Source organism: Oribacterium sp. oral taxon 102 (assembly GCF_013394775.1).
Classification (GTDB): domain Bacteria; phylum Bacillota; class Clostridia; order Lachnospirales; family Lachnospiraceae; genus Oribacterium.
In genome coordinates, this window is the sequence record NZ_JABXYT010000001.1 from 554,898 (window position 1) to 578,625 (window position 23,728).

At 57.3% G+C, this 23,728-nt stretch carries 20 protein-coding genes and 1 pseudogene; 16 read left to right on the forward strand and 5 right to left on the reverse strand.

Annotated features, from left to right (window positions below):
• The first annotated feature begins 252 nt into the window (after window positions 1-252).
• The 4 genes from rpsT (at window position 253) to HW273_RS02575 (ending at window position 6,225) form a co-directional block, all read left to right on the forward strand.
• On the forward strand, window positions 253-516 hold the full coding sequence (rpsT, locus tag HW273_RS02560; protein WP_179010297.1) for a 30S ribosomal protein S20: 264 nt from the start codon (window positions 253-255) through the stop codon (window positions 514-516).
• Window positions 517-681: 165 nt separating this feature from the next.
• Window positions 682-3,195 carry a ComEC/Rec2 family competence protein gene (locus HW273_RS02565; RefSeq protein WP_179010298.1) on the forward strand — a complete coding sequence of 838 codons (2,514 nt, stop codon included), beginning with the start codon at window positions 682-684 and terminating at the stop codon, window positions 3,193-3,195.
• 181 nt (window positions 3,196-3,376) lie between these two features.
• Window positions 3,377-4,435 (forward strand): branched-chain amino acid aminotransferase, encoded by a 1,059-nt coding sequence (locus HW273_RS02570; RefSeq protein ID WP_179010299.1) that lies wholly within the window; start codon window positions 3,377-3,379, stop codon window positions 4,433-4,435.
• 146 nt (window positions 4,436-4,581) lie between these two features.
• Window positions 4,582-6,225: an N-acetylmuramoyl-L-alanine amidase family protein gene (locus HW273_RS02575; RefSeq protein WP_179010300.1), complete on the forward strand. Its 1,644-nt coding sequence runs from the start codon at window positions 4,582-4,584 to the stop codon at window positions 6,223-6,225.
• A 79-nt stretch (window positions 6,226-6,304) separates the two neighbouring features.
• Here HW273_RS02575 and HW273_RS02580 read toward each other — a convergent pair whose 3' ends face one another.
• The 3 genes and pseudogenes from HW273_RS02580 to hemW all read right to left on the reverse strand — a co-directional run bounded on the left by HW273_RS02580 (window position 6,305) and on the right by hemW (window position 8,366).
• The gene (locus HW273_RS02580) at window positions 6,305-6,802 is read right to left on the reverse strand and encodes a CHAP domain-containing protein (RefSeq protein WP_243206724.1); all 498 of its coding nucleotides are present in this window, start codon (window positions 6,800-6,802) and stop codon (window positions 6,305-6,307) included.
• A 202-nt stretch (window positions 6,803-7,004) separates the two neighbouring features.
• A pseudogene (locus tag HW273_RS11830) lies at window positions 7,005-7,085 on the reverse strand (BhlA/UviB family holin-like peptide); the annotation flags it as partial.
• 111 nt (window positions 7,086-7,196) lie between these two features.
• The gene (hemW, locus tag HW273_RS02590; protein ID WP_179010301.1) at window positions 7,197-8,366 is read right to left on the reverse strand and encodes a radical SAM family heme chaperone HemW; all 1,170 of its coding nucleotides are present in this window, start codon (window positions 8,364-8,366) and stop codon (window positions 7,197-7,199) included.
• A gap of 389 nt (window positions 8,367-8,755) precedes the next feature.
• Between hemW and holA the strand changes: the two genes are divergently transcribed.
• From holA to prmA, 10 genes are all read left to right on the forward strand, one after another.
• The gene (gene holA / locus HW273_RS02595) at window positions 8,756-9,769 is read left to right on the forward strand and encodes a DNA polymerase III subunit delta (RefSeq protein ID WP_179010302.1); all 1,014 of its coding nucleotides are present in this window, start codon (window positions 8,756-8,758) and stop codon (window positions 9,767-9,769) included.
• A gap of 342 nt (window positions 9,770-10,111) precedes the next feature.
• Window positions 10,112-10,675: a 3D domain-containing protein gene (locus tag HW273_RS02600; RefSeq protein ID WP_243206725.1), complete on the forward strand. Its 564-nt coding sequence runs from the start codon at window positions 10,112-10,114 to the stop codon at window positions 10,673-10,675.
• 179 nt (window positions 10,676-10,854) lie between these two features.
• A complete protein-coding gene (locus HW273_RS02605) occupies window positions 10,855-11,370 on the forward strand; it encodes a 3D domain-containing protein (protein WP_243206726.1) in 516 nt (171 codons plus the stop codon).
• A gap of 187 nt (window positions 11,371-11,557) precedes the next feature.
• Window positions 11,558-12,586: a heat-inducible transcriptional repressor HrcA gene (gene hrcA / locus HW273_RS02610; RefSeq protein WP_442950858.1), complete on the forward strand. Its 1,029-nt coding sequence runs from the start codon at window positions 11,558-11,560 to the stop codon at window positions 12,584-12,586.
• A gap of 28 nt (window positions 12,587-12,614) precedes the next feature.
• Window positions 12,615-13,256 (forward strand): nucleotide exchange factor GrpE, encoded by a 642-nt coding sequence (grpE, locus tag HW273_RS02615; RefSeq protein WP_330603896.1) that lies wholly within the window; start codon window positions 12,615-12,617, stop codon window positions 13,254-13,256.
• 44 nt (window positions 13,257-13,300) lie between these two features.
• Window positions 13,301-15,163 (forward strand): molecular chaperone DnaK, encoded by a 1,863-nt coding sequence (gene dnaK / locus HW273_RS02620; protein WP_179010305.1) that lies wholly within the window; start codon window positions 13,301-13,303, stop codon window positions 15,161-15,163.
• A 122-nt stretch (window positions 15,164-15,285) separates the two neighbouring features.
• On the forward strand, window positions 15,286-16,413 hold the full coding sequence (gene dnaJ / locus HW273_RS02625) for a molecular chaperone DnaJ (protein ID WP_179010306.1): 1,128 nt from the start codon (window positions 15,286-15,288) through the stop codon (window positions 16,411-16,413).
• A 278-nt stretch (window positions 16,414-16,691) separates the two neighbouring features.
• Complete coding sequence (locus tag HW273_RS02630) at window positions 16,692-17,480, forward strand: 16S rRNA (uracil(1498)-N(3))-methyltransferase (RefSeq protein WP_179010307.1); 789 nt, start codon at window positions 16,692-16,694, stop codon at window positions 17,478-17,480.
• Window positions 17,477-18,634 carry a cysteine desulfurase family protein gene (locus HW273_RS02635; RefSeq protein ID WP_179010308.1) on the forward strand — a complete coding sequence of 386 codons (1,158 nt, stop codon included), beginning with the start codon at window positions 17,477-17,479 and terminating at the stop codon, window positions 18,632-18,634. The genes HW273_RS02630 and HW273_RS02635 overlap by 4 nt, the downstream gene beginning before the upstream one ends.
• Window positions 18,635-18,831: 197 nt before the next feature.
• Window positions 18,832-19,914: a 50S ribosomal protein L11 methyltransferase gene (prmA, locus tag HW273_RS02640; protein WP_179010309.1), complete on the forward strand. Its 1,083-nt coding sequence runs from the start codon at window positions 18,832-18,834 to the stop codon at window positions 19,912-19,914.
• Window positions 19,915-20,271: 357 nt separating this feature from the next.
• Here prmA and thiI read toward each other — a convergent pair whose 3' ends face one another.
• Together thiI and HW273_RS02650 are read right to left on the reverse strand one after the other, a co-directional pair.
• Window positions 20,272-21,468, reverse strand: a complete 1,197-nt coding sequence (thiI, locus tag HW273_RS02645; RefSeq protein ID WP_179010310.1) for a tRNA uracil 4-sulfurtransferase ThiI — start codon at window positions 21,466-21,468, stop codon at window positions 20,272-20,274.
• Window positions 21,469-21,554: 86 nt separating this feature from the next.
• The gene (locus HW273_RS02650) at window positions 21,555-21,797 is read right to left on the reverse strand and encodes an HPr family phosphocarrier protein (RefSeq protein ID WP_179010311.1); all 243 of its coding nucleotides are present in this window, start codon (window positions 21,795-21,797) and stop codon (window positions 21,555-21,557) included.
• A gap of 119 nt (window positions 21,798-21,916) precedes the next feature.
• Between HW273_RS02650 and mtaB the strand changes: the two genes are divergently transcribed.
• Both mtaB and HW273_RS02660 read left to right on the forward strand, forming a co-directional pair.
• Window positions 21,917-23,293, forward strand: coding sequence for a tRNA (N(6)-L-threonylcarbamoyladenosine(37)-C(2))-methylthiotransferase MtaB (gene mtaB / locus HW273_RS02655; protein WP_179010312.1), 1,377 nt, complete (start codon window positions 21,917-21,919; stop codon window positions 23,291-23,293).
• 41 nt (window positions 23,294-23,334) lie between these two features.
• On the forward strand, window positions 23,335-23,598 hold the full coding sequence (locus HW273_RS02660; protein WP_179010313.1) for an IreB family regulatory phosphoprotein: 264 nt from the start codon (window positions 23,335-23,337) through the stop codon (window positions 23,596-23,598).
• Window positions 23,599-23,728 lie beyond the last annotated feature (130 nt).

A 23,728-nucleotide genomic window follows, 5' to 3' on the forward strand; every position in this document is an offset into this window, starting at 1 on the left:
TCCCTTATCTCCTGTGTGTAGAATGTCGTTTAGACTATACCATGCGGAGGCGTGCTTTTCCAGCGATTTCCGGTGATTTTTCCGCCGTAAATCGGCGTTTTGTATTGACAAGGATATCCCTTTTATATATGATAACAAAGAATGTTTTCGAGCCGTCCGTGTCCAGGCGTCGAAACGAGGGAAGCGGAGCGCTCCGTTTCCATACTATATAGTAATTAGTAATGCAGATTTCAGTTTGGAAAGGTGGCTAAGATGGCTAACATTAAATCCGCGAAGAAGAGAGTAACAATCGCACAGGCGAAGAATGAGAAGAACAGAGCGATCCGCTCCGAGGTCAAGACCTATATGAAGAAGGTATTTGCTGCGGTGGAGGCTGGGGACAAGGAGACCGCGAATACCATGCTTCGGATGGCGCAGAAGAAGATCTCCATGGCGCAGAGCAAGGGCGTTTACAAGGCAAACAACGCTTCCAGAAAGATCGGTCAGCTCTACAAGGCTGTCGGTACAATGGCATAATTTAAGGGTTTAAGGACAGAGCAGCCTCCCGTTTTAAACGGGAGGCTTTTATTGTGCCGATTTCTGCCGCCTGCCGATCTCTCTGTTTATATTCTTTTCATTTGCATTAGACGCGGTTTCGGGCTATGCTGTAGAAAATACTTTTGTCTTCTCTTGGGAGCTGTTATGCTGAAACGTCCCTGTCTTTTGGCGGCGCTCGCCGTCCTGCTGGGAGAGCTTGCGGTATTTCCGGCGCTTCCCGGCATGCTTCGCTGCCTGCCGCTTCTTCTCTATCTCCTCTTCCTCTTCCTGCATTTCCGTAAAAACCGGCTTTCTGCACGGTTGTTTTTCCTGCTGCTCCTTTTTTTGTTCGGCTCCGCTGTCCGCTTCCGCATGGTTTCTGCACATCTCACGGCGTATCAGGAGACGCTTGCAGCCTTCGGCAGGCAGCGGCTCCTGCTGGAGGGTACGGTCGCAGACAGCAGCTTCGCCGCAGGAAAGACAGAACTCAAGCTCCGGCGCTGCCTCGTATCCAGCGCCTATGGGAGTCTGGAATCGCTTCCGGAGACGGCAGATCCGAAGCTTCGGGAACGCTATCACCGAAGCTGCGGCAGCCTGCGCGTCTATCTGGACGGTTCGGCGGACTGCTTCCCGGGGCAGCAGGTGCAGGTACTCGGCAGCCTTCTCCCTGCGGAGCCTGCGACGAATGAGGGAGAGTTCAGCTTTCTGGATTATTCCCGTTCGCTCGGTCTGAGCGGCAGCTTCTCCGGAACCGCGCTTTCTGCCGCCACAGGACAGGGCTCTCCGTATCGAAGAAGCCTGCAGAGGCTCCGGAGATATTTACAGGAGAAGCTGCATTCCCTCGCGGGAGAGGAGGAGAGCGGCGTGTATCAGGCGATTCTCCTCGGCAATCGGGGGGAGCTTTCGGAGGAAACACAGAAGCAGTATCGGAAAAACGGGATTGCCCATATCCTTGCGGTTTCCGGACTGCATCTCTCGCTGATCGGGCTCGGCTTCCACCGGCTGCTCTGCATGCTGGGGCTGCCGCTGCTTCCGGCAAATCTCCTCAGTATCTTTGTGATCCTGTCCTATGGCATCCTCTGCGGCAGCGCTCCCTCCGTGCTGCGGGCGGTGCTGATGCTGCAGCTTCGCTTCCTGGCGGGGATACTCGGGCGCAGCTACGATATGCTCTCCGCTCTTTCGCTCTCCGCTATTATCCTGCTCCTCGAAAATCCGTTGCTGCTCACGCATTCCGGCTTCCAGCTCAGCTTCCTTGCGGTGCTGGCGCTGGGACTCACGGAAATGCTGCCGATGCCGGAGGGAGGGGGGCTGCGGGGGCTTCTCGGTGCATTTTATTTACAGCTTTTCCTGCTTCCCCTGACGCTTTTCCATTTCTTTCAGATCCCCCTTTATGCGCTGCTGCTGAACCTGCTGGTGCTCCCTCTCTTCTCTGCCCTGCTTGCTTCGGGACTTGTCGGACTGCTGCTTGCCTCGCTTCCGGAGCTGCTGTTCTGTATTTTCCTCCGGAGGGACTTTCCGCCGACGGGGCTCGTAACAGAGGGGCTCGCTTTGGGAGCGCGGCTTCTCCTGTCCTCCGGACACAATGTGCTCTCGTTCTATGACCGGCTCTGCGCGTTCGCGGCGCGGCTTCCGGGTGCGTATCTGACGCCGGGCAGGCCGGGGCTGCGGGAAATGCTTCATTACTATGCGGCGCTGCTTGCCCTGAGTGGCCTTCTGTCCCGACGGCGGTGCTCTGTACGGAAGGCAGGGCAGAAAAGGGAGGGCAATGCGGGGGGAAGATGGGAGAGTCTGCTGCTTCCTTTGTTTTTTCTGCTGTTTGCGGCAGCGCTCCTCCGGCTTCCGAGGCGGGCGCCTGCGGGGCTGGAAATCACTGCGCTCGACGTGGGGCAGGGAGACGGCTTCGTGCTCCGCTCCGGAGGGCGGGTCATCACGATCGACTGCGGTTCCGGCTCGAATCGGCACTTCGGAGAAAATGTCCTCACACCCTATCTCCTGTCACAGGGGATAGACAGTATCGATCTCTCTGTGATCAGTCACTCGGACAGCGACCATACCAGCGGGATACTTGCCTTGCTGACTGAGGGGGAGCTGCCGGTTCGGCGGCTGCTTCTTCCCGCGGCAGCAGAGGGGGATGCCCGCTATGACAGCCTGCGGGAGCTTTCGGCGCTTCGCGGGACAGAGCTTCGCTATGTCAGGATGGGGGACGCGGTTTTGCTTCGGACAGCAGACGGGAGCCCGGAGCTCTGTCTCCGCTGCTATTTCCCGCTGGGTACGGGCTTCGTGGAGGACGCGAACCGGCATTCGAGCGGGCTGCTGCTTGAATACGGACATTTCCATATGCTCTTTACCGGAGATATGCCGAAGGAAGAGGAGGCGGTCATGCTTCAGGTAATGCAGACATGTGGTGAATTTCCGGATCTCGATATCCTGAAGGCGGGACATCACGGCTCTCATACCAGTACCTCGGAAGTGCTGCTGGAATGCTGCCGGCCGGAGTATGCGCTGCTGTCCTACGGCAGAGGCAACTCCTACGGGCATCCGCACCGGGAGACGCTCCGGCTGCTTGACCGGCATTCGGTGCGCATACTGGAGACAGGAAGGCTGGGGGAGATACGGATCGTGAGCGATGGGGAGCGCTACGAGATCTCTGCGCCGGGCCCGAAGAATCTATATAAGTAACAGTTCAGGTAAGCCATTCGTAATTCGCTGAAACAGAAACGATCGCTATGGGCAAGCTTTTTCCCGCTGTCATATCCGTCACATAAAGATCTGCTTCCCTGAACTGCTGCAAAAAACAATTGCATTTACTAAAATTCGGGACTATACTAGATGAAAAATTCATAACCTGATGTTATGGTAAATGCGGCAGCGCCGTGAGGGAGAGGAGCGAGCTATGGCAAAGAAAGATCTGGACTGGGGCAATATCGGCTTTCAATATCGGCAGACCGACAGAAGATATGTCTCAAACTGGGAGAACGGCGAATGGGACGCGGGAGCGCTCACCGACGATGCGAATGTAGTGCTGAACGAGTCCGCGGGCATCCTCCAGTATTGTCAGCAGGTTTTCGAGGGGCTGAAGGCATACAGCTGGGAGGATGGCTCTATCGTCTGCTTCCGCCCGGATCTGAATGCAGAGCGGATCTATGCGTCCGCGCAGCGGATCGAGATGCCGCCCTTTCCGAAGGAGAGATTTCTGGACGCGGTGGATCAGGTCGTACGTGCGAATATGGACTGGGTGCCGCCCTATGGCTCCGGCGCGGCACTCTATCTCCGTCCCTATGAGTTCGCAACAGGTGTGGTGATTGGTGTGAAACCGGCGGATCGCTATCAGTTCCGGCTCTTCGCGACGCCGGTCGGTCCGTATTATAAGGGCGGAGCGAGTCCGATCGCATTGCAGGTTTCGGACTTCGACCGCGCCGCGCCGCATGGAACCGGCGCGGTCAAGGCGGGACTGAATTATGCGATGAGTCTGCATCCCTCTGTGCTTGCGCATGAGGCAGGCTATGCGGAGAACCTCTATCTCGATGCGGCGACGAGGAGCTATGTCGAGGAGACCGGCGGTTCCAATGTAATCTTCGTAGATAAGGAGCGAAATCTCGTCATTCCGAGGTCTCCCTCCATCCTCCCATCGATTACGCGGCGTTCCGTCGCTTATGTAGCGGAGCATTATCTCCACCTGAATGTAGCGGAGCGTCCGGTGCGCTTCACAGAGCTTCGGGATTTTGCGGAGTGCGGACTCTGCGGAACCGCCGCGGTGATCTCTCCGGTCGGGAGAATCGCAGCGCATGAGGAGACGATTGCTTTCCCGAGCGGCATGGAGAGGGCAGGAGAGGTAATAGCGGCGCTCTATGAGACTCTGAGCGGCATCCAAAGCGGCAGAATCGCTGCACCGGAGGGCTGGATCCGCCACGTGAGATAAGGACCTTGGACAGAAAACAGAATAGCGGCAGACGGGGCTTCCCGTGTCAGAGTAAAATCTGGCGCAGGAAGCCTTTTTCTTAACAAAAAATTAACATAACGTATGGTATTGTCTATTTGATATCAGAAAAGGAGAATATGACGAGTATGAGGAAAAGAAACGTGGTATTTATAGCGGGCTTGAGCGCGGCGCTGGCGATGGGGACGATCACGCCGCTCAGCGTGTATGCTGAAGCTGCCGTAGAAGAGGTTTCAGCGGAGGTGACTGCGGAAGAGACGGTTCAAGAGGACACGAATGGGCTGGAACGGCAGGCGGCGGCGGATGCGTCTGATGCAGGACAGGGCGCAGTGACGGAAGAGGCTGCGAACGTGCAGGAAGAGGCTTCAGAGGATGGACAGATCGCGGCGGAGGAGCAGGCTCCGGAGGAAAGGCAGGCTGTGCCTGTGCCGCAGGAGACCTCGGAGGATGTACAGGCTCCGGAGGACGGATCTTTGGAGCAGGAAGCCTTTGATGATGTGGATGCGCCTGCCTCGGAGGAAAAGCTGAAGGAGCTGAAAAATGCGGTCAGCAGAGCGCGTGAAATATTTTATAAGAATATTTTTTTGGACGCAGATGAGGAAGTGCAGGAGAGTTTTTTCAATGCATTTCAGCGGGCTGAAGGAATGTTGAAGCTGCCCAATCTTCCGGCAAGGGATGCGGATCGGGCGATGCAGGATCTGAAGGATGCGGAAAGTGCCTTGAATGGCAGGGCATCAGAGGATCTGCAGAAGGAAATAGAAAGGGGAGAGCTCGTTAAGAGGAGCATCCGATATAAGCGGGCTCCGGAGCAGGAAAGGGAGAGCTATGATAAAGCATTGAAGGATGCCGGTGAGCTGCTGGAGAAGACCCGGGACAATCCGGAGTATATCCCGGCGCCCCTGAGAAAGAAAACGATTGAGGAAGAGATTGCTCACGTCGTGAGTGCAAGGGATGCCCTGACAGGAAGCTCTCCGAAGACAGAGGAGCTGAAGAAGCAGATCAGCGAAGCCGAGACGGCAAAGAGCGGAAAAAAGTATCAAAACGCGGGGAAAGATTTTCAGCGCGCTTATGACGAGACGCTGCGCACGGCGAGGGCGGTACAGGAGGATGAGTGGGCATCTGAGGAGGATACCGATAAAAATATAGAGGCGCTGAAAAAGAAAGAGGAGGCGCTGCGTGCACTCTATGAGAACGGCAATGCCGGAAATCAGCAGAATGGCGGCAGTGGGAAGCCGGATGGCAGCCGGAAATCCGGAGGAGGAAACAGATCCGGCAGAAGCAACAGATCCGGCGGAGGCGGTTCCGGAAGAAGTGCAGGGAGCGCCCGGCAGGCAGGCAGCAGCATTCTGCCTGTACAGACGGTCATGACGAACAGGGCTTCTCTGAATGCAGGGAAGTGGGTCAATGTGAACGGAAAGTGGAGGCTGGAGCTGCGTGCCGCTGACGGGACAAGAGCGGGCTTTGCATCCGCGCAGTGGGCGAAGCTTGACTCGAAGTGGTATCTTTTCGGGCAGGACGAGTATATGTGTACAGGTCTTGTCAGGGCAAACAACGCAAGTTATTACTTTGATGCTTCGGGGGCAATGCAGACAGGCTGGCTTAGCTTCAATAACAAATGGTATTATTTTGATGAGCTTTCCGGAGCGATGCGGACAGGCTGGCTCAATCAGGATGGCAAGTGGTATTTCCTGAAGGCGGACGGCAGCATGGCTGTCAATGAGATGACCTCTGACGGGCATAAGGTCGGTGCGGACGGTGTCTGGATGAAGTAAAGTCAAGGGAATCAGAGAGCGCAGGGGCGGAAAGGCTCCGGCGCTCTTTGCGCATTGAAATGAGCCTTACATAGGAAATCTATTGCCGATCCATAACGGGGTTCGGATTCGGGTTGTTGAGACGGATCCAGAACGTGGTGCCGTAGCGGATGGTCTTCTCATAGTCCTCCCGCAGACGGAAGGTTTTCTGGGAAATTTCCTGCGAAGGTGCGGTGCTGGTGTAGATCCTTTCTCCGCCGTTGTCTCCGTAGCCATCGATTCGGATCGTGTCCAGATCGTAGAATTTCATGGCGACCTTCTCCTTGCTGGTATTTCCCTCGATGGTGATGACGGTTTTGGCATCTCCGTCTACGACGATGCCTGTATGCGTGACTCTTCCCTGCGCATTGCTGTAGAAGAAGATAATGTCGCCCTTTCTGGGGATATAGCCGGTGTTTCGCTTATGATATCTTCCCTTATTCTTATACCATGTCATTCCGGACGGGCACCACGCATAGCGGGGCACGAGCTCATCCAGAACACCCGCCTGATAGGCGCAGTAGGAAACGAACATGGCGCACCAGGAGCTCCCGTTCATGCCGTACCACTGCCCGTAAGGCGTGATATTGTTGGCATTGTCCTCTGCGAAGCCCTATGCCAGCTCGTGACGCGCCGCCTCGATCAGCCGCTCGACACCGGCTCCGGAGCAGGGGATACGGTAGGACTGGAAGAGCGCCGTCCATGTCCCGCCTCTCCTGCATTTCATCCATGCTGTCGTTTTTTCTGATGAGATAAAGCAGCAGAAAAACGAATAGAACAGTCCAGATGCCCTGCGATTCCAATACGTTGACCAGTAGATTTTCCATGTGTTTCCTCCTCATTTACAGTTTGGGAAAGGCTGCGGAGAAGTCTTGAATGTAAGAATGTAGAAATGCGCCTCTCCGCGGCAGCCTGCATCGAGGAGAAAGGAAAAAGCGGACGAAAAAGCAACCTTATTCCAGCAGGAATTCGCTGAGCAGGCGGTTGCTGACATCCATGCCGCGCTCGGTGAAGCGGTAGCGGCAGCCCTCGTGCCGCATCAGCCCCATGGATACAAACTGCCGGAGCTTCTCCCCGAAGACGGACTGCAGCTCGACGGAGAAGCGGGCGGTAAAGTCCAGCTCGGAGACGCCGGAGACGCGGCGGAGCCCGAGGAACATGAATTCCTCCATCTGCTCCTTGCGGGACAGCTCCCTCTGCTCGGCATAGAGCTGCGGGAACTGCGCCGCCGCCTCCGTCTGGAAGTCGAGCGCCAGATATTCCGCGAAATTCCGGAGGTTTCGGAATCTCTTCTTATTGAAATAGGAGGAGGCGCCGAGCCCGAAGCCGAGGTAGGGGACGTCTGACCAGTAGCCGTAGTTGTGGCGGCATTCGAAGCCGGGACGGGCGTAATTGCTGATTTCATAGCGCAGATAGCCGCTTTTCAGGCAAAGCTCCCTCGTGATATTGTCCATTTCGACGAGACTGTCCTCCGTGGGGAGCTCCAGCGTACCGGCACGGTGGAGCCGGTAGAAGGGCGTGCCCTCCTCGAGGATCAGGTTGTAGACAGAGAGGTGCTCCGGCTTCAGCATGAGCACATTCCGGAGGGTCTTCCGCCATGAATCCGGCGTCTGCTCCGGGATGCCGTTCATCAGGTCGATATTGATGTTCCGGAAGCCCTCGAGCCGCGCATTCTGGTAGCTTTTCAGGAAGTCCTCGAAGATATGGAGTCTGCCGAGCCGCCGGAGCTCGGAATTATTCGCGGATTGCAGCCCCAGAGAGAGGCGGTTGATGCCGGACTCCCGGTAGAGCGAGAACTTGTAGCGGAGCGTGGAGGCGGGGTTGCACTCTATGGTGATCTCCGCGTCCGGCGCGACCGCGTAGTTCGCGTATACGGTCTCCATGATCCGGGCAATGAGGGTCGGCGCGAGCACGGAGGGCGTGCCGCCGCCGAGGAAGACGCTCCCTACGGTATAACCGCCTGCATCCCCGCTCCGGTACCGAAGCTCCTCGCAGAGCTTGCGAACGTATCCCTCGTGCTCCCGGATTCCGACCGGAAAGGAAAGGAAGTCGCAGTAGCTGCATTTCTTCGTGCAGAAGGGGATGTGGATATAGAGCTCCAGACAGTTGTTTTCGAATTTCATAAGCTTCTCCATTCGATACACTATAACACGATTCGCTGCCGTACTCCAGTGGGAGCGCGCGATACGCGCGAAAAAGCAGGGCAAAAGCGGAACAGTGCAGGTAATCCATTCGCAATTCGCTGAAACAGAAACAAATGCTGTGGATTTGAAATGGGAATTCAACGGATTTTTCATAAAGCTCTGCTTAGCTGAACGGCTGCGCAAAAGCAGAGTATTCCGGAAAGGGAGCTTGTGCAAATCTATGTGCCGGGATAAAATGGGGGCAGCAGCTCATGTGAACAGATTTTATTCCGACGAATTGCGAAGGGCTTTCCTGTACTGCCGGGAATACAGGGCATAAGTGCAGGGGAGGGAGCAGCAGGGATGTGGGGAACGGGAGGGAAGGGATTTTGGCGGGGAATAGGTCATATCAGCAGCGGGATGAGGAGCAGCTTAGGTATCAGGAGCTGAATCAGCATTTAAAGGAAGGGAAGTTTTCGCCCATCTATCTGCTCTATGGGAGTGAGAATTATCTGAAGCGCTCTTATCTACGGCTTTTCCGGGAGAAGTTCGGCGGGAAGGACGGGATGAATTACAGCTATTTCGAGGGGAATGCGGATCTCGATACGCTGATTTCCGCGTTGGATACGATGCCGTTTTTCGCGGAGAAGCGGCTGGTCGTCTGGAAGGACTCGGAGCTTTTGAGAAGAACGGCGCCGGAGAGGCTCTGCGCCTATCTGGAGCGGCTGCCGGACACGAGCTGTCTTATGCTGATCGAGGAGGCGGCGGATAAGCGGAACCGTCTCTATAAGCTGGTCGAAAAGAAGGGCTTCGTCTGTGAGCTGGCGGAGCAGGATGTGCGTATGCTCTCCGGCTGGGCGGCGCGTTATCTGATGAAGGCAGGGAAGAAGGTACGTTCCTCGACGATGGAGCGTCTGATCGAACGGAGCGGCAGGAGCATGGATCGGCTTTCCGGGGAGCTGGAGAAGCTGATCGCCTATACCGGGGAGCGGGAGATCGTGGAGGACGAGGATGTCGGGCAGATCTGCACGGCGAATGTCGAGGATCGGGTATTTGACATGATTACGGAGCTGAGCCTCGGCAATACCGAACGGGCGATGCGGCATTACAGCGATCTGCTGACCCTGCAGGAGGCGCCGATGAAGATCCTCGCGCTGCTGCGCCGGAGCTTCAACCAGCTGCTCCTCACGAAGGAGTGCGTCCGGCAGGGGATGGCGAGGAACGATGCGGCGAAGTACATCGGCGTCAGCCCGTGGGCGGTGCCGAAGCTGACAGAGCAGGCGAAGCATTATACCATGGAGAGCCTGCAGGGCTACCTCAGCCGCTGCCTGTTCTACGACGAAGGTATCAAGAACGGCAACCTGCGCGATCGGATGGCGGTGGAGCTGCTGCTGACGAGCTGAGAGACATCTTTGTTTGCAATTCAAATGTCTGAATGCTCGTGCAAGCAAGCTTGCCTCGTGTTCGTCCGCTTGACAGGGGACTTATGCAGTATTTTATAAAAAATTTAGAATTCTGACCAATTCGGTTAGAAAAACGTAATTTGACAATCCCTCCGAAATCGGCTATGTTGGACAAAAGTTCGGACAAATCGGAGAACAAATGTGCGAAGAGAATGAAAGCGCGGCTGCCGAATACCTGTTAACGGTGCGAGAGTGCAGCAGGTTCCATCAGGGAACCGCGGCAGGCATTGTGCAGGATCTGTAAGACCAGCGGCGCCGAAGCATTCGGCATGGGGGTACGAAATGAAAAAGATGGGAAGGAAGCTTCTTTTGCTGCTTTGCCTGTCCGCACTCTGGAGCATACCGGCATTGGCGGAGGAGGCAGGACCGGGCTTTCGGGATGGGAAGCCGCTCGCCGTGCGTTCCGGTAATCTGATGCAGGGGACGGGAGAGGATATGACGGAGCATCCGGTGGAGGAAGCCGTGGAGGCGGAGGAAGCGCCGGAGAAGGAGCGGCAGAGCTTCCGGGCAGGAGATACGCCCTTCGGCATTGTCGTGACCGAGGAGTCGAAGCGGTATCAGAAGGGCGAATCGCTGGGGAGCTTCCGGATCGTCGGCTATTACGGAGACGGCAAGACCTATTCCGGCGCGACGCCGACCGCGAACCATACGATCGCGGCAGATCTCAGCTTGCTGCCGCTCGGGACGAGGGTCTTTATCGGAGATACCGTATATACGGTGGAGGATAAGGGGAGTAAGGTCGTGGGGAAGCTTATCGACATTTACTTCGATACGAGGGAGGAGGCAGTCGGGGTAACCCGAAGCGGCGCGAAGTCTGCGGAGGTCTATGCTGCCATCGCGAAGTAGGGCTTCGCGAGAGATACGGAGGCTGCAGGAAGCAGCCTGAGATGGGGAGTACGCGAGGGCTTCGAGTGCGCGTGCTCCCCCGCTGTTTTGCCCGGCGGCATATAACCGGAATGGGAAATTGCCGCTTTCTGTTTTTTGGAGGAAAAATTTTGAGATTCACAGGGAAGAAACGAAATAGGATGTGTCTATGTCTGAGTCTGCTGCTGGCGTGCAGCTTCGTGCTCGGGAAGCCGATGCACAGTGTCTATGCGGGAGCGACCGTGCTGCGGGCGGTGGTGTTCCACAGCGGAGAGCAGGATGCGAAGGGCCCGGCGGAGGAGAACGCGGCGGAGAGTGCGGCATCGGCAGAGCCGGAGGAAAACGTGGAGGAGAATGGGAATACGCTGAAAATGGCGGACGGACGGACATTGACGCTGCTCGGCACATTCCGGCTGACCGGCTACTGCTCCTGCTATCAATGCTCGGAGGGCTACGGCAGCCGCACCGCGACAGGCGGACACGCGGCGGCGGGCAGAACCATCGCGGTGGACCCGCGCGTCATTCCGTACGGGACGCATGTTCTGATCAATGGACATGAGTATGTCGCGGAGGACTGCGGCGGTGCGGTGAAGAACCGGCATATCGATATCTATTTCAATTCCCACAGGGAGGCCGCGAATTTTCTGACGAATGCGGAGGTTTACCTGATACAATGAGAAACACCGTATTTTTATTCCATCTCTGCCCATTAAAGAGGGCAGGGATTTTTTTAACAGAAACACCTTGACACTCTCCCGCTGTACGAGTATTATATGCAGTAGATGTTAGCACTCATATATTTCGAGTGCTAATGAAGAGGAGAGGCTCAGGCGGATTCTTCAGAAAGGGGGCGGGCAGATGGAGATGGACAGTCGTAAGGTAGTGATCCTCACGACCATCATTAAGAACTATCTGGAGACCGGAGAGCCGGTCGGATCCAGGACGATCAGCAAGTATTCCGGACTGAACCTGAGCTCCGCTACGATTCGGAACGAGATGAGCGACCTGGAGGAGATGGGCTTTATTTTACAGCCGCATACCTCAGCGGGCAGGATTCCCTCCGACAAGGGCTACCGTTTCTATGTAGACCAGCTGATGGAGCATCAGCGGAAAGAGCTGGACGAGGTCAAGTCCAGTATGTTTGAACGGGTGGACAAGCTGGAGAATACGCTGAAGACGCTGGTGCGTACTGTCGCACAGAATACCGAGTACGCGGCGATGGTCACGGGTCCGAGTCTGCAGAAGAACAGGATCAAGTTCATTCAGGTCTCCCTCGTCGACGGGCTGCGGATCCTTCTGGTTATCATGCTGGAGGGCAATATCATAAAGACGGCGACGATTCTCCTCGGCGGCAGCGAGCATCCGGATTCGAACGCGATACTCTCCCTGAATCTTCTTCTCAATGACGAGCTTTCCGGGCTGAGCGTGGAGAGCCTGACGGAGGAGCGGTGCGGAAAGATCCTCGCCCGCTCCGAGTTCCGGGAGACGCTTCGGGAGATCCTCAGGGGCATCGTCGAGACGCTCCGCTATGACGGCAGCGACCTGCAGATCTATACCTCCGGCGCGACCAATATCTTCAAGTATCCGGAGCTGACGGATTCGGACAATGCGTCCAAGCTGATCTCCGCATTGGAGCAGAAGGATGAACTGATCGAGCTGATACAGGGCGTCGAGCAGGATACGGAGGCGACGAAGCGGCAGATTCAGGTCTATATCGGCAAGGAATCGCCGTTACAGAATATGGCGGATTGCTCGGTGGTGACAGCGAGCTACCGGCTCGGAAACGGCATGAAGGGCACGATCGGCGTCATCGGGCCGAAGCGGATGGACTATGAGAGAGTGCTCGAGATCCTCTCGAAGCTGATGAATGAGATGGACGGAGCCTTCCGATAGAGGGAGCACAGGGAGAAAGGAGCGAAAGGTGGAAGAGAAGGACGAAAAGGTGCAGGGTACCGAGGAAATGAGGGCAGGCGGGGCGGATGCACGGCAGGAAGGCAATACAGCCGGGAACGACGCGCCGGCGGAGACGGAGGCCAGCGCAGCGGCCGCAGAGGAGAGCTCTGATGCTGAGGGCTCTTCGGAGGAGAATGCCGGGAAGCATGCAGAGGAGGCGGGCAGCCCTGCGGAGCGGAAGCTCCGGCAGGAGCTCCTGGAAATGACGGATAAGTATACACGGCTCTACGCCGAGTTCGACAACTTCCGGAAGCGTTCCGACAGGGAGAAGTCCCAGATGTTCGAGCTGGGCGCGCGGGATGTCATCGAAAAGCTGCTTCCTGTCGTGGACAATTTCGAACGTGCGCTCGCCGCGGTGCCGGCGGAGACAGAGGATGCCTTCGCGAAGGGCGTGCAGGGCATCTACAGGCAGATCCAGAAGTTTTTTGCGGATCTGGATGTCGCCGTGATCGAGGCGGAGGGACAGAAGTTCGATCCGGCGAAGCACAACGCGGTGATGACCGACACCGAGAGCGACGCGGAGGAGGATACAGTCACGCAGGATCTGCAGAAGGGCTACACCTTCCGGGGAACGGTGGTGCGGCACTCCATGGTGAAGGTGAAGAAATAAAGGTATAGAGTACAGTCCGGACAGCGGGCGGAAAAGGAGACAATATGGGAAAGATTATCGGAATTGACTTAGGTACGACAAACAGCTGCGTAGCGGTTATGGAGGGCGGCAAGCCGACCGTCATTGCCAACGCAGAGGGGATGCGGACGACACCGTCTGTCGTAGCGTTCACGAAGAGCGGCGAGAGACTGGTCGGAGAGCCGGCGAAGCGGCAGGCGGTAACCAACGCAGACAGGACGATTTCCTCGATCAAGAGACACATGGGGACGGACTACAAGGTTTCCATCGACGGCAAGAATTATACGCCGCAGGAGATCTCCGCGATGATTCTCCAGAAGCTGAAGGCGGATGCCGAGGCATATCTCGGAGAGAAGGTGACAGAGGCTGTCATCACGGTTCCTGCGTATTTCAATGACGCGCAGCGGCAGGCGACGAAGGATGCGGGCAGGATCGCCGGACTCGATGTGAAGAGAATTATCAACGAGCCGACGGCGGCGGCGCTGGCGTATGGACTTGATGAGGATAAAGAGCAGAAGATCATGGTTTATGATCTGGGCGGCGGCACCTTCGACGTATCCGTCATTGACATCGGAGACGGCGTCATCGAGGTTATGTCCACCAACGGAGACACGCACCTCGGCGGCGACGATTACGACAACCGGATCACCGACTGGATGGTTTCCGAGTTCAGAAAGATGGAGGGCGTAGACCTCTCCAAGGATAATATGGCGCTCCAGAGACTGAAGGAGGCGGCAGAGAAGGCGAAGAAGGAGCTCTCCACCGCGGCGACGACGGAGATCAATCTCCCGTTTATCACTGCGACGGCAGAGGGACCGAAGCACCTCGATATGAACCTGACCCGCGCGAAGTTCGAGGAGCTCACCGCAGATCTCACAGAAAGAACCGCTGTTCCGGTACAGAATGCACTTCGCGATGCCGGACTCACTGCGGCAGAGCTTTCCAAGGTGCTGCTCGTCGGCGGCTCCACCCGTATGCTTTCGGCACAGGAGAAGGTAAAGCAGCTGACCGGTAAGGAGCCGTCCAAGACGCTGAATCCGGACGAGTGCGTAGCGATCGGTGCGGCGATCCAGGGCGGTAAGCTCGCGGGAGACGCAGGCGCGGGCGATGTGCTCCTGCTCGATGTCACACCGCTGACCCTCTCCATCGAGACGCTGGGCGGCGTGGCGACTCCGCTGATCAAGCGGAATACAACGATTCCGACCAGAATCTCGCAGGTATTCTCTACCGCAGCGGACAATCAGACCGCAGTAGATATCCATGTGGTGCAGGGAGAGAGAGAGTTCGCAAGGGACAACAAGACCCTCGGACAGTTCCGGCTGGACGGCATCCTGCCGGCACAGAGAGGCGTACCGCAGATCGAGGTTACCTTCGACATCGATGCGAACGGCATCGTAAACGTATCGGCGAAGGACAAGGGCACCGGCAAGGAGCAGCATATCACGATTACCTCCGGCTCCAGTATGAGCAAGGAGGACATCGAGAAGGCGGTTAATGAGGCGGCGCAGTTCGAGGCGGCGGATAAGGAGAAGAAGGAAGCGATCGAGGTCAGAAACGGTGCAGATTCCATCGTATTCCAGACCAAGAAGGCGCTGGAGGATGTGGGAGCACAGATCTCCGATTCCGACAAGTCTCAGGTAGAGGCGGATCTTAAGGCGCTGGAGGATGTGCTCGCAGCGAACCCGCTTGAGGGCATCACGAAGGAGGGAGCAGAGCGCATCAAGGCGGCGCAGGAGACCCTGATGAAGTCCTCGCAGGCGCTGTTTGCCAAGGTGTATGAGCAGGCGCAGGCATCGCAGGGTGCAGCGCAGCAGGCAGAGGGCAGCGCGCCGCAGCAGGACAGCGCGAGCGACGATAATGTGGTGGACGGCGACTTCAAGGAGGTCTGAGTCTTCGGTCACGACATAGAAATTCGAAAACTTCACAGCGGAATCCGCTGTGAAGTTTTCCGGTATTGTACAGGCGGATGGCTTCCGGGAGGAGGCGCCGCCTTGGTTCTGGGGGAGAGAAAATGGCAGAAAAGCGAGACTATTACGAGGTTCTCGGCGTAGAAAAAAATGCGGATGATGCAGCTATCAAGAGAGCTTACCGGAAGCTCGCGAAGAAGTATCATCCGGATGCGAATCCGGGAGACGCGGGCGCGGCGGAGAAGTTCCGCGAGTGCTCCGAGGCATACGAGGTTCTGTCGGACCCTGAGAAGCGGAAGGCGTATGATACCTACGGTCATGCGGCGTTCGAGGCAGGTTCCGCGGCGGGAGCAAGCTCCGGCTTCGGCGGCTATGACTTCGGAAATATGGATTTCTCCGATATTTTCGGAGACCTCTTCGGCTTCGGCGGCAGCCGGGGCGGCTTCGGGGGCTTCGGCGGGCGTTCGAACCAGCCGACCCGCGGCGCTTCGATCCGCACTGCTGTCCGGATCAGCTTCGACGAGGCGATCAAGGGCACGAAGAAGACGGTGAAGATCCGTTACAAGGAGGAGTGTAAGACCTGCGGCGGCAGCGGCGCGAAGCCGGGCAGCAGTCCGGAAACCTGTCCGAAGTGCAACGGGCGGGGACAGGTCGTGATGACCAGACAGAGTATGTTCGGTACGATGCAGCAGGTGACAGACTGCCCGGACTGCCATGGAACCGGCAGGATCATTCGGGAGAAGTGTCCGGACTGCCGCGGCGAGGGCTATATCACGACGCAGAAGAGCATCGAGATTACGATCCCGGCGGGGATCGACGACGGACAGACGCTCCGGCGCTCCGGAGGGGGCGATCCGGGCACGAACGGCGGACCGAGAGGAGATCTGCTGGTGAACATCGCCGTATCCCAGCATCCGCTCTTTAAGCGGCAGGGCAATAATATCTACTCTGCGGAGGCGATCAGCTTCGCGAAGGCGGCGCTGGGCGGCAAGACCATCGTGAAAACCGTGGATGGGCCGGTGGAGCTCAGCATCAAGCCGGGGACACAGTCCGAGACGAAGATGCGCCTTCGGGGAAAGGGCGTGCCCTCTCTCCAGAACCCGAGCCTGCGCGGCGACCACTTCGTGACCATTGTCGTAACGGTTCCGGAGAGGCTCACGAAGGCGCAGAAGGATGCACTCCGAAAGTACGCAGAGGCGTGCGGCGAGCGGGATGAATATAGGGACTGTTGAGGGAAAGACAAAACGGTTTATAAAGGGAGGGGGTAGTCCGCAGCGGTGTGGGGTGCCTCCTTTTGGCGTGTATTTCACTGCTTCGCTGTCGTGCCCTGCTTTCCCCGCCATTGAATTCCCTTTTCGTTTGATATATAGTATCTGGGACTGATGGAGCTTGCCGGATAAGCCTCTGTCATGCAGGTAAATGCGGCATGCGCGCTGCGATATGGCGAAGTTACGTGTGAAATTTGTGCAGAGTGCGGTATCGGCAGAGACATTTTATAAGGGGGGGCAGCGTGCATCATTTTTTTGTCGAGCCGTCCGAGATCGTATCCGGGACGGTGCATATCACAGGCGAGAATTACAGGCATCTGAGAACGGTGCTTCGGGCGGAGCTTGGGGAGCATATCCTGATCTCGGATGGGACGGGGACAGACTATGTGTGCGAGCTTACGGAGATCACAGAGGGGGAGCTCCTGCTTCGGATCTGCTTTCGGGAGCGGATGCACGAGCTCCCGGCGGAGATTCACCTCTTTCAGGGTCTTCCGAAATCAGATAAGCTGGAGCTGATCGTGCAGAAGGCGGTGGAGCTGGGCGCATTCCGCATTGTTCCGCTGCGGACGCAGAATGCGGTAGTGCGGCTGGATGAGAAGAGAGCCGGAGCCAAGGTCATGCGCTGGCAGGGGATTGCGGAGGCGGCGGCAAAGCAGTCGAAGCGCTCGATCATCCCGGAGGTCGCGGCGCCGATGGATTTTCGGGAGGCGATGGAGCTGGCGGCGGACTTTGACTGTCGTATGATTCCCTATGAGAATGCAGAGGGAATGACGGCGCTGCTTTCGGTGCTCCGGGATCTCGCGCAGCCCTGGGATTCGCAGAGAGCCGGAAAGAAGCGAATCGCGGTCTTTATCGGGCCGGAGGGCGGCTTCTCCAGGGGGGAGATCGAGGCAGCACTCGCGCATGGGGTGCAGCCGGTTTCCCTCGGCAGGAGGATCCTTCGCACGGAGACGGCGGCGATCACGACGCTCAGCCTCCTGATGACGGCGCTGGAGCGCAGCTATGAGGATGGGCAGAGAGGGATAGGATGAGAGAGATTTATTTTGACAATTCTGCAACGACCCGGGTTTATCCGGAGGCGATAGAGCTGATGCGGCGGACGATGACGGAGGACTATGGCAATCCGTCCTCGAAGCATACGATGGGAATGACGGCGGAGCGTTATTTCCGGCAGGCGCGGGAGCGGGTCGCGGAGACGCTTCGCGTGAAGCCGCGGGAGATCCTCTTCACCTCCGGCGGGACGGAGTCCGACAATACAGCGCTGCTTGGGACAGCGCTTGCGAAGAGGCGGCAGGGAAAGCATATCATTACGAGCAATGTGGAGCATGCGGCGGTGTATAAGCCGCTTGAGCTCCTCGCGGAGCTGGGATATGAGATCACGATTCTGCCGGTAGACAGGCGGGGGCATATTTCTCTTTCGGAGCTGCGTGCGGCGATCCGTCCGGACACCATCCTCGTCTCTGTGATGTATGTGAACAACGAGATCGGTGCGCTGGAGCCGATTGCGGAGATCGGGCGGCTGGTAAAGGCATGCAATCCGGCGACACTCTTCCATACGGATGCGATCCAGGCCTATGGCAAGTATGAGCTTCGCCCGAAGAAGGAGGGAATCGATCTGCTTTCCGTGAGCGGGCACAAGCTGCACGCGCCGAAGGGCGTAGGCTTCCTCTATGTTGATGAGAGGGTGCATATCAGACCTCTGCTCTACGGAGGAGGGCAGCAGGAGGATATGCGCTCCGGAACGCATAATGTTCCGGGGATCGCCGCAATGGGACTCGCCGCGGAGCTGGCATACCGGAATCATGCGGAGAAGATTGCGTGCCTCCGGGAGCTGAAGGACTATTTCATTACGGAGCTCGAGAAGCTGCCGGGAGTCACGGTGCATTCGGAAAAGGGTGAGGCGGGTGCGCCGCAGATTGTTTCTGCGTCCTTCGAGGGCGTGCGCGCGGAGGTGCTGCTGCATGCGCTGGAGGAGAGGGGCATCTATGTGAGCTCCGGCTCCGCCTGCTCCTCGAATCATCCGGGCATTTCCGGGACGCTGCGGGCGATCGGTGTGCCGCAGGAGCTGCTGGATTCGACCATTCGCTTCTCCTTCAGCTTCTTCAACGAGAAGGAGGAGGCGGATCTCTGTATAGATGCGCTCCGGGAGCTGCTGCCGATGCTGCGCCGCTTCCAAAGACACTAGGGAAGCGCAGATGAAATCGAAAAGGCTATGTGCCGGCAGGCGCAGAGCCAAAAAAGCGTGGGATGATCCGGCAAGAAGCGCATATGCCGCATGAGTTCCGTGCGCTGCTGTGCAGCTTAGGGGACGTTGTCTTGGGCTGCTGCGGTCTTACAGACCTCATTGCATCCGGGCAGATGCAGAAGCGATAGGAGAAGAGAATGATCTGGAGAAAATTCACGATACATACGACCACGGAGGCAGAGGAGATCCTCGTCTCGAATCTGATGGAGCTCGGCATCGAGGGAGTAGAGATCTCGGATCGTGTTCCGCTGTCCGAGGAGGATACGAAAGGGATGTTCATCGATATCCTGCCGGAGCTCGGGCCGGATGACGGAACCGCGGAGGTCAGCTTCTATGTGGAGGTCGTGCCGGAGGAGGAGAAGGCGGCGCGGCTCATAGAGACAGAGCGGCTCCGCAGCGATCCCTCGGTGGACATGAGCTATATGCCGAATACGGCGAACCTCTATACGGAGGCAGAGCTTGATGGGCTGCTTCGTGCCGTCCGGGAGGAAATCGAGGGGATGCGCGCCTACTGTGAGGTGGGAGATGGCAGCATAGAGAGCTCCGAAACGGAAGACAAGGACTGGATCAATAACTGGAAGAGCTTCTTCCGTCCGTTCGTGGTGGAGGATATCCTGATTAAGCCGAGCTGGGAGGAGGTTCCGGCGGGCATGGAGGATAAGCTTCTGATCGAGCTCGACCCGGGGACTGCCTTCGGGACAGGAATGCATGAGACGACACAGCTCTGCATCCGCGGGCTGAAGCAGTATCTGCGGCAGGGGATGGAGGTGCTGGATCTGGGAACCGGCTCCGGTATCCTCGGCATCACCGCATTGAAGCTTGGCGCGGGACATGTCGCAGGAACTGACCTCGACCCGGAGGCGCTCCCGGCGGTTAGAGACAATCTTGCGAAGAACGGTCTCACTGCCTCTATGTTTTCGATGTATATCGGCAATGTGATCGGAGCGGAGAATGAAGCGCTCCGGCGGGAGCTCGGCTATGGGCATTATGATCTCGTGACGGCGAATATCCTCGCGCCGGTGATTGTGCTGCTGACCGGGGTTGTGCCGGCATTTCTGAAGCCGGGCGGGATTTTCATCAGCTCCGGAATCCTCGACACACGGGAGCAGGAGGTGCTCGCCGCCTTCCGGGCGCAGGAGGAGCTCGAGCTCCTTTCGGTTGGGCGGCAGGGAGAGTGGGTCAGTGTCATTGCGAGAAAAAAGGTGAGGGAAGTCGCCTGAGCTGTATAGAAAGAAAATGATATGTCTTTGCGCACGGAATAGGGGGCTCCCTCCATCGTGAATACGATTTTTCGAATGGAGGGGTCGTGCGTATCGTTGAAGTCAAACCCGCTCTGCGCTTCGCGGAAATCACAGACATGGGAGATCTTGTGATCGAGGTCGACCTTGCCTGCATTGACCAGATCGATGACCTCCTGAAATTTGTGGTTCTGGAGTCGCGAGCCTCGGATGTCCAGCTCCTTGGCGGTGATGTCGAAGTTCGTGGTTTTCGTGGGGGTGGTGGAGAAGCCCATGGTAATGACGCGCCCGGCATTACCGCTTGCCTTGATTTTCTCCATTTGTTCCCTCTGTTGTATCCTACCGGAACGGGTCGCACCAGATCAGCTCGGCGCTCTCGACCGCCTTATCGACCATCTCGCTGATCTCCGGCAGGAGATTCTGCTCGGACTTCCGCATTTTCTCCGGAATCGGCTTCGTTACCGGGTGACGCGCCACGAAGATCGTGCAGCAGTCCTCGTAAGGCTCGATGGAGGTTTCGTAGGTGCCGATCCGCTGGGAAAGGTCGATGATTTCCTGCTTGTCGAAGGCGATAACGGGACGGTAGACCGGAAGGGTGCAGACCTCGTTGGTGCAGACCAGACTCTGCATCGTCTGGCTCGCCACCTGTCCGATCGACTCTCCGGTAATGAGCCCGATGCAGCCGCGGTCCCTCGCGATCCGCTCTGCGATCCGCATCATATAGCGGCGCATCAGAATCGTCAGCTCCTCGTGCGGGCACTTGTCATAGATCGCGATCTGGATGTCCGTGAAGTTCACGACATGCAGGGCGATCGGGCCGGTATATTTCGAGACCTGCTTCGCGAGGTCGATCACCTTCTGCTTTGCTCGCTCAGAGGTGTAGGGCGGCGCATGAAAATAGGTCGCTTCGATGAGTGCACCGCGTTTACCGATGAGATAGCCGGCGACCGGGGAATCGATCCCGCCGGACAGGAGCAGCATTGCCTTGCCGTTGGTGCCGAGCGGCATACCGCCCGCGCCGGGGAGGATTTCGGAATAGAGATTGATGAACTGCCGGATCTCGACATGGAGACGAATCTCCGGATGATGCACATCTACAGAGGTATTCGGGAAATGAGAGAGGATCTGATGCCCGAGCTCTGCGTCGATCTCTCCGGACTGCATCGGGAAGCCCTTGTCGGCTCTGCGGGTCTCTACCTTGAAAGAGACGATCCTGTCTCCGTAGACCTGCCGCCAATAGGAGACGACCTGTTCGGAGAGCACGGAAATATCATGCGTGCCCGCAAGCTGTACCATCGGGCAGATGCCGATGATGCCGAAGACATGCCGGAGCGCATCAACGACGCTGTCATAGTCATAGCGCTCGCTCTTTACATTGACATAGATCCGTCCGCGTTCGCGGGTCACGGAGAACTCTCCCTCCGCTTTCCGCAGCTTCATGCGGATGTCGTGCACCAGTGCATCCTCGAAGACATAGCGGTTCCTGCCCTTCGTGCCGATCTCGGCATATTTAATCAGAAAACTGTGATAAAGCATAAAACTCCTTTAACAGAAGACGAAAGTGCAGGGAAGCTCCGCATACACTTTCGTCTTGTGAATCTCTCATATTTAAGATAGAATGATTACTCGGCAATGATGTACGGCGTCAATGCGCTGAGGATCTCCTCCATGCGGTTCTGGTCGGCGTGCACATTGAGATCGATCGGCTTGGAGAGGTCGAGGGAAAAGATGCCCATGATTGACTTGGCATCGATGACATAGCGGCCGGATACGAGGTCAAAGTCAACGTCGGTGAAGCGAACCAGCTCATTCACAAAGGACTTGACTTTATCAATAGAATTCAGTGAGATACGAACAGTTTTCACGCTTGATTCCTCCTTAAAAATAGGATTTATATTTGTGGCAGCGCCCTGCTCGCAGGACGTATACATACTATATAATTTATCAATATGGGGGGAGATAGTCAAGCGGCAAGGGGAAAGAAATGGAAATCAGAAATCTGAGAGTGGCGGTGCATAATCTCGGCTGCAAGGTGAATTTCTACGAGGCGGAGGCGATGCTCCGGGAGCTTCGGGACGCGGGGGCGGCGGTTGTAGACTGGGAGGAGCCCGCGGACGTATATATCATCAACACCTGCTCTGTGACGAATATCGCGGATCGGAAGTCACGGCAGATGCTGCACCGGGTGCGGGCGAAAAATCCAGCTGCGGTAGTGGTCGCGGCGGGCTGCTATGTGCAGGCACGAGAGGAGGAGCTGAAAGGGGATGCGACGGTAGATATCCTGATCGGCAATAACCGGAAGAGCGCGCTCGTATCGATCCTTCGGAATTACCGACGGGAGGACTGCGCGGCTGCGCGTTCCTTCGTGCCCGATCTCCGCAGCGAATGCGCGTTCGAACGGATGGAGGGAGGGGAACGCAGCGGACGGGTGCGCGCCTTTCTCAAGGTGCAGGACGGCTGCAATCAGTTCTGCTCCTACTGCATTATTCCCTATGTCCGGGGGCGTATCCGGAGCAGGAGCATGGAGGATACGATGCGGGAGGCGCGGAAGCTCGCAGCGGAGGGCTGCCGGGAAATGGTGCTGACCGGCATTCATCTCTCCTCCTACGGGCTGGATCTCGAGCGGCAGAGCTATGAACATGCGGTGCGGAGTGCATTTCCGTCGGAGCGGCTTCTCATGCTGATCCGGGCGGTCGCCGCAGTTCCGGGAGTGGAACGGGTGCGGCTCGGCAGTCTGGAGCCGCGGATCATTACGCAGGATTTCGTCATGGCGCTTCGCGAGATCCCGGCGCTTTGCCCGCATTTCCACCTCTCCCTGCAGAGCGGCTCGGACAGGACGCTCCGTGCGATGAACCGGCATTATGATACGGCGGCGTTTCGGGAGAGCGCGCATATTCTGCGGGAGAGCTTCCCAGAGGCGGCGCTCACGACGGATGTGATCGTGGGATTTCCGGGAGAAACGGACGAAGACTTTAAGAATTCCTACGATTTCATACGGGAGATGGACTTCTATGAGCTTCATGTGTTTAAATATTCAGAGAGGAAGGGCACGGCGGCGGAGCAGCTGCCGGGACAGCTTACGGAGGCGGTGAAGGCGGCGCGCTCCCAGCAGCTGCTCGAGCTTGAGCAGGAATGCTCTGAACGGTTCCGGACAAGGTTTTTGCACCGGGAGGAGAAAATCCTGCTGGAGGAGCTGCTGACGGAGGAGGGCAGGGCATACCTGACAGGCTTAAACCGGCAGTATGTGCGATTCCGGATTCCGGCGGAGTGCTTTCCGGATGCCTCCGGTCAAATTGGCGAAATAATCCGAGCCTCCGGCAGGAAAATATGTAAGACTTATGTACTTGCGAAGCCGGTATAAATAGGATAAAATATATAAAGTTGTTAGAAGGACGTGACAGCATGAATAATGATTTTACGAGTACGCAGATTATTCGCCCGATGCAGGACTACAGTCTCGACGTAAAAGAGGTTCTGAGGAGGGTCTACGAGGCGCTGACGGAGAAGGGATATAACCCGACGAATCAGATCGTGGGATATATTATGTCCGGGGATCCTACCTATATCACCAGCCACAAGGGCGCCAGAAGTCTCATTATGAAGGTGGAACGGGATGAGATTCTGGAGGAGCTGATGCGTAGCTATGTGGAATCGAAGCTGAAGTGAAGAGAGCGCGGAAGTCTGTCCTGGCGTGAGCGGGACGGACTTTTTCTGTATGAGACGCAGAGGCCCGCCATCAGTGCGGCGAGATTGCGGCAGCAGTTCAGGTAAGCCATTCGCTTTACGCGATGTCTTC

Bases quoted from the DNA above. Each gene is read 5' to 3' on its own strand.
- HW273_RS02635 (WP_179010308.1), top strand. From the start codon at position 17,477: ATGAGAGAGATTTATTTTGACAATTCTGCAACGACCCGGGTTTATCCG.
- dnaK (WP_179010305.1), top strand. From the start codon at position 13,301: ATGGGAAAGATTATCGGAATTGACTTAGGTACGACAAACAGCTGCGTA.
- HW273_RS02600 (WP_243206725.1), top strand. From the start codon at position 10,112: ATGAAAAAGATGGGAAGGAAGCTTCTTTTGCTGCTTTGCCTGTCCGCA.
- prmA (WP_179010309.1), top strand. From the start codon at position 18,832: ATGATCTGGAGAAAATTCACGATACATACGACCACGGAGGCAGAGGAG.
- mtaB (WP_179010312.1), top strand. From the start codon at position 21,917: ATGGAAATCAGAAATCTGAGAGTGGCGGTGCATAATCTCGGCTGCAAG.
- dnaJ (WP_179010306.1), top strand. From the start codon at position 15,286: ATGGCAGAAAAGCGAGACTATTACGAGGTTCTCGGCGTAGAAAAAAAT.
- HW273_RS02580 (WP_243206724.1), bottom strand. From the start codon at position 6,802: ATGAACGGGAGCTCCTGGTGCGCCATGTTCGTTTCCTACTGCGCCTAT.
- thiI (WP_179010310.1), bottom strand. From the start codon at position 21,468: ATGCTTTATCACAGTTTTCTGATTAAATATGCCGAGATCGGCACGAAG.
- HW273_RS02570 (WP_179010299.1), top strand. From the start codon at position 3,377: ATGCGGCAGCGCCGTGAGGGAGAGGAGCGAGCTATGGCAAAGAAAGAT.
- HW273_RS02660 (WP_179010313.1), top strand. From the start codon at position 23,335: ATGAATAATGATTTTACGAGTACGCAGATTATTCGCCCGATGCAGGAC.
- hrcA (WP_442950858.1), top strand. From the start codon at position 11,558: ATGGACAGTCGTAAGGTAGTGATCCTCACGACCATCATTAAGAACTAT.
- rpsT (WP_179010297.1), top strand. From the start codon at position 253: ATGGCTAACATTAAATCCGCGAAGAAGAGAGTAACAATCGCACAGGCG.
- hemW (WP_179010301.1), bottom strand. From the start codon at position 8,366: ATGAAATTCGAAAACAACTGTCTGGAGCTCTATATCCACATCCCCTTC.
- HW273_RS02565 (WP_179010298.1), top strand. From the start codon at position 682: ATGCTGAAACGTCCCTGTCTTTTGGCGGCGCTCGCCGTCCTGCTGGGA.
- HW273_RS02605 (WP_243206726.1), top strand. From the start codon at position 10,855: ATGTGTCTATGTCTGAGTCTGCTGCTGGCGTGCAGCTTCGTGCTCGGG.
- HW273_RS02575 (WP_179010300.1), top strand. From the start codon at position 4,582: ATGAGGAAAAGAAACGTGGTATTTATAGCGGGCTTGAGCGCGGCGCTG.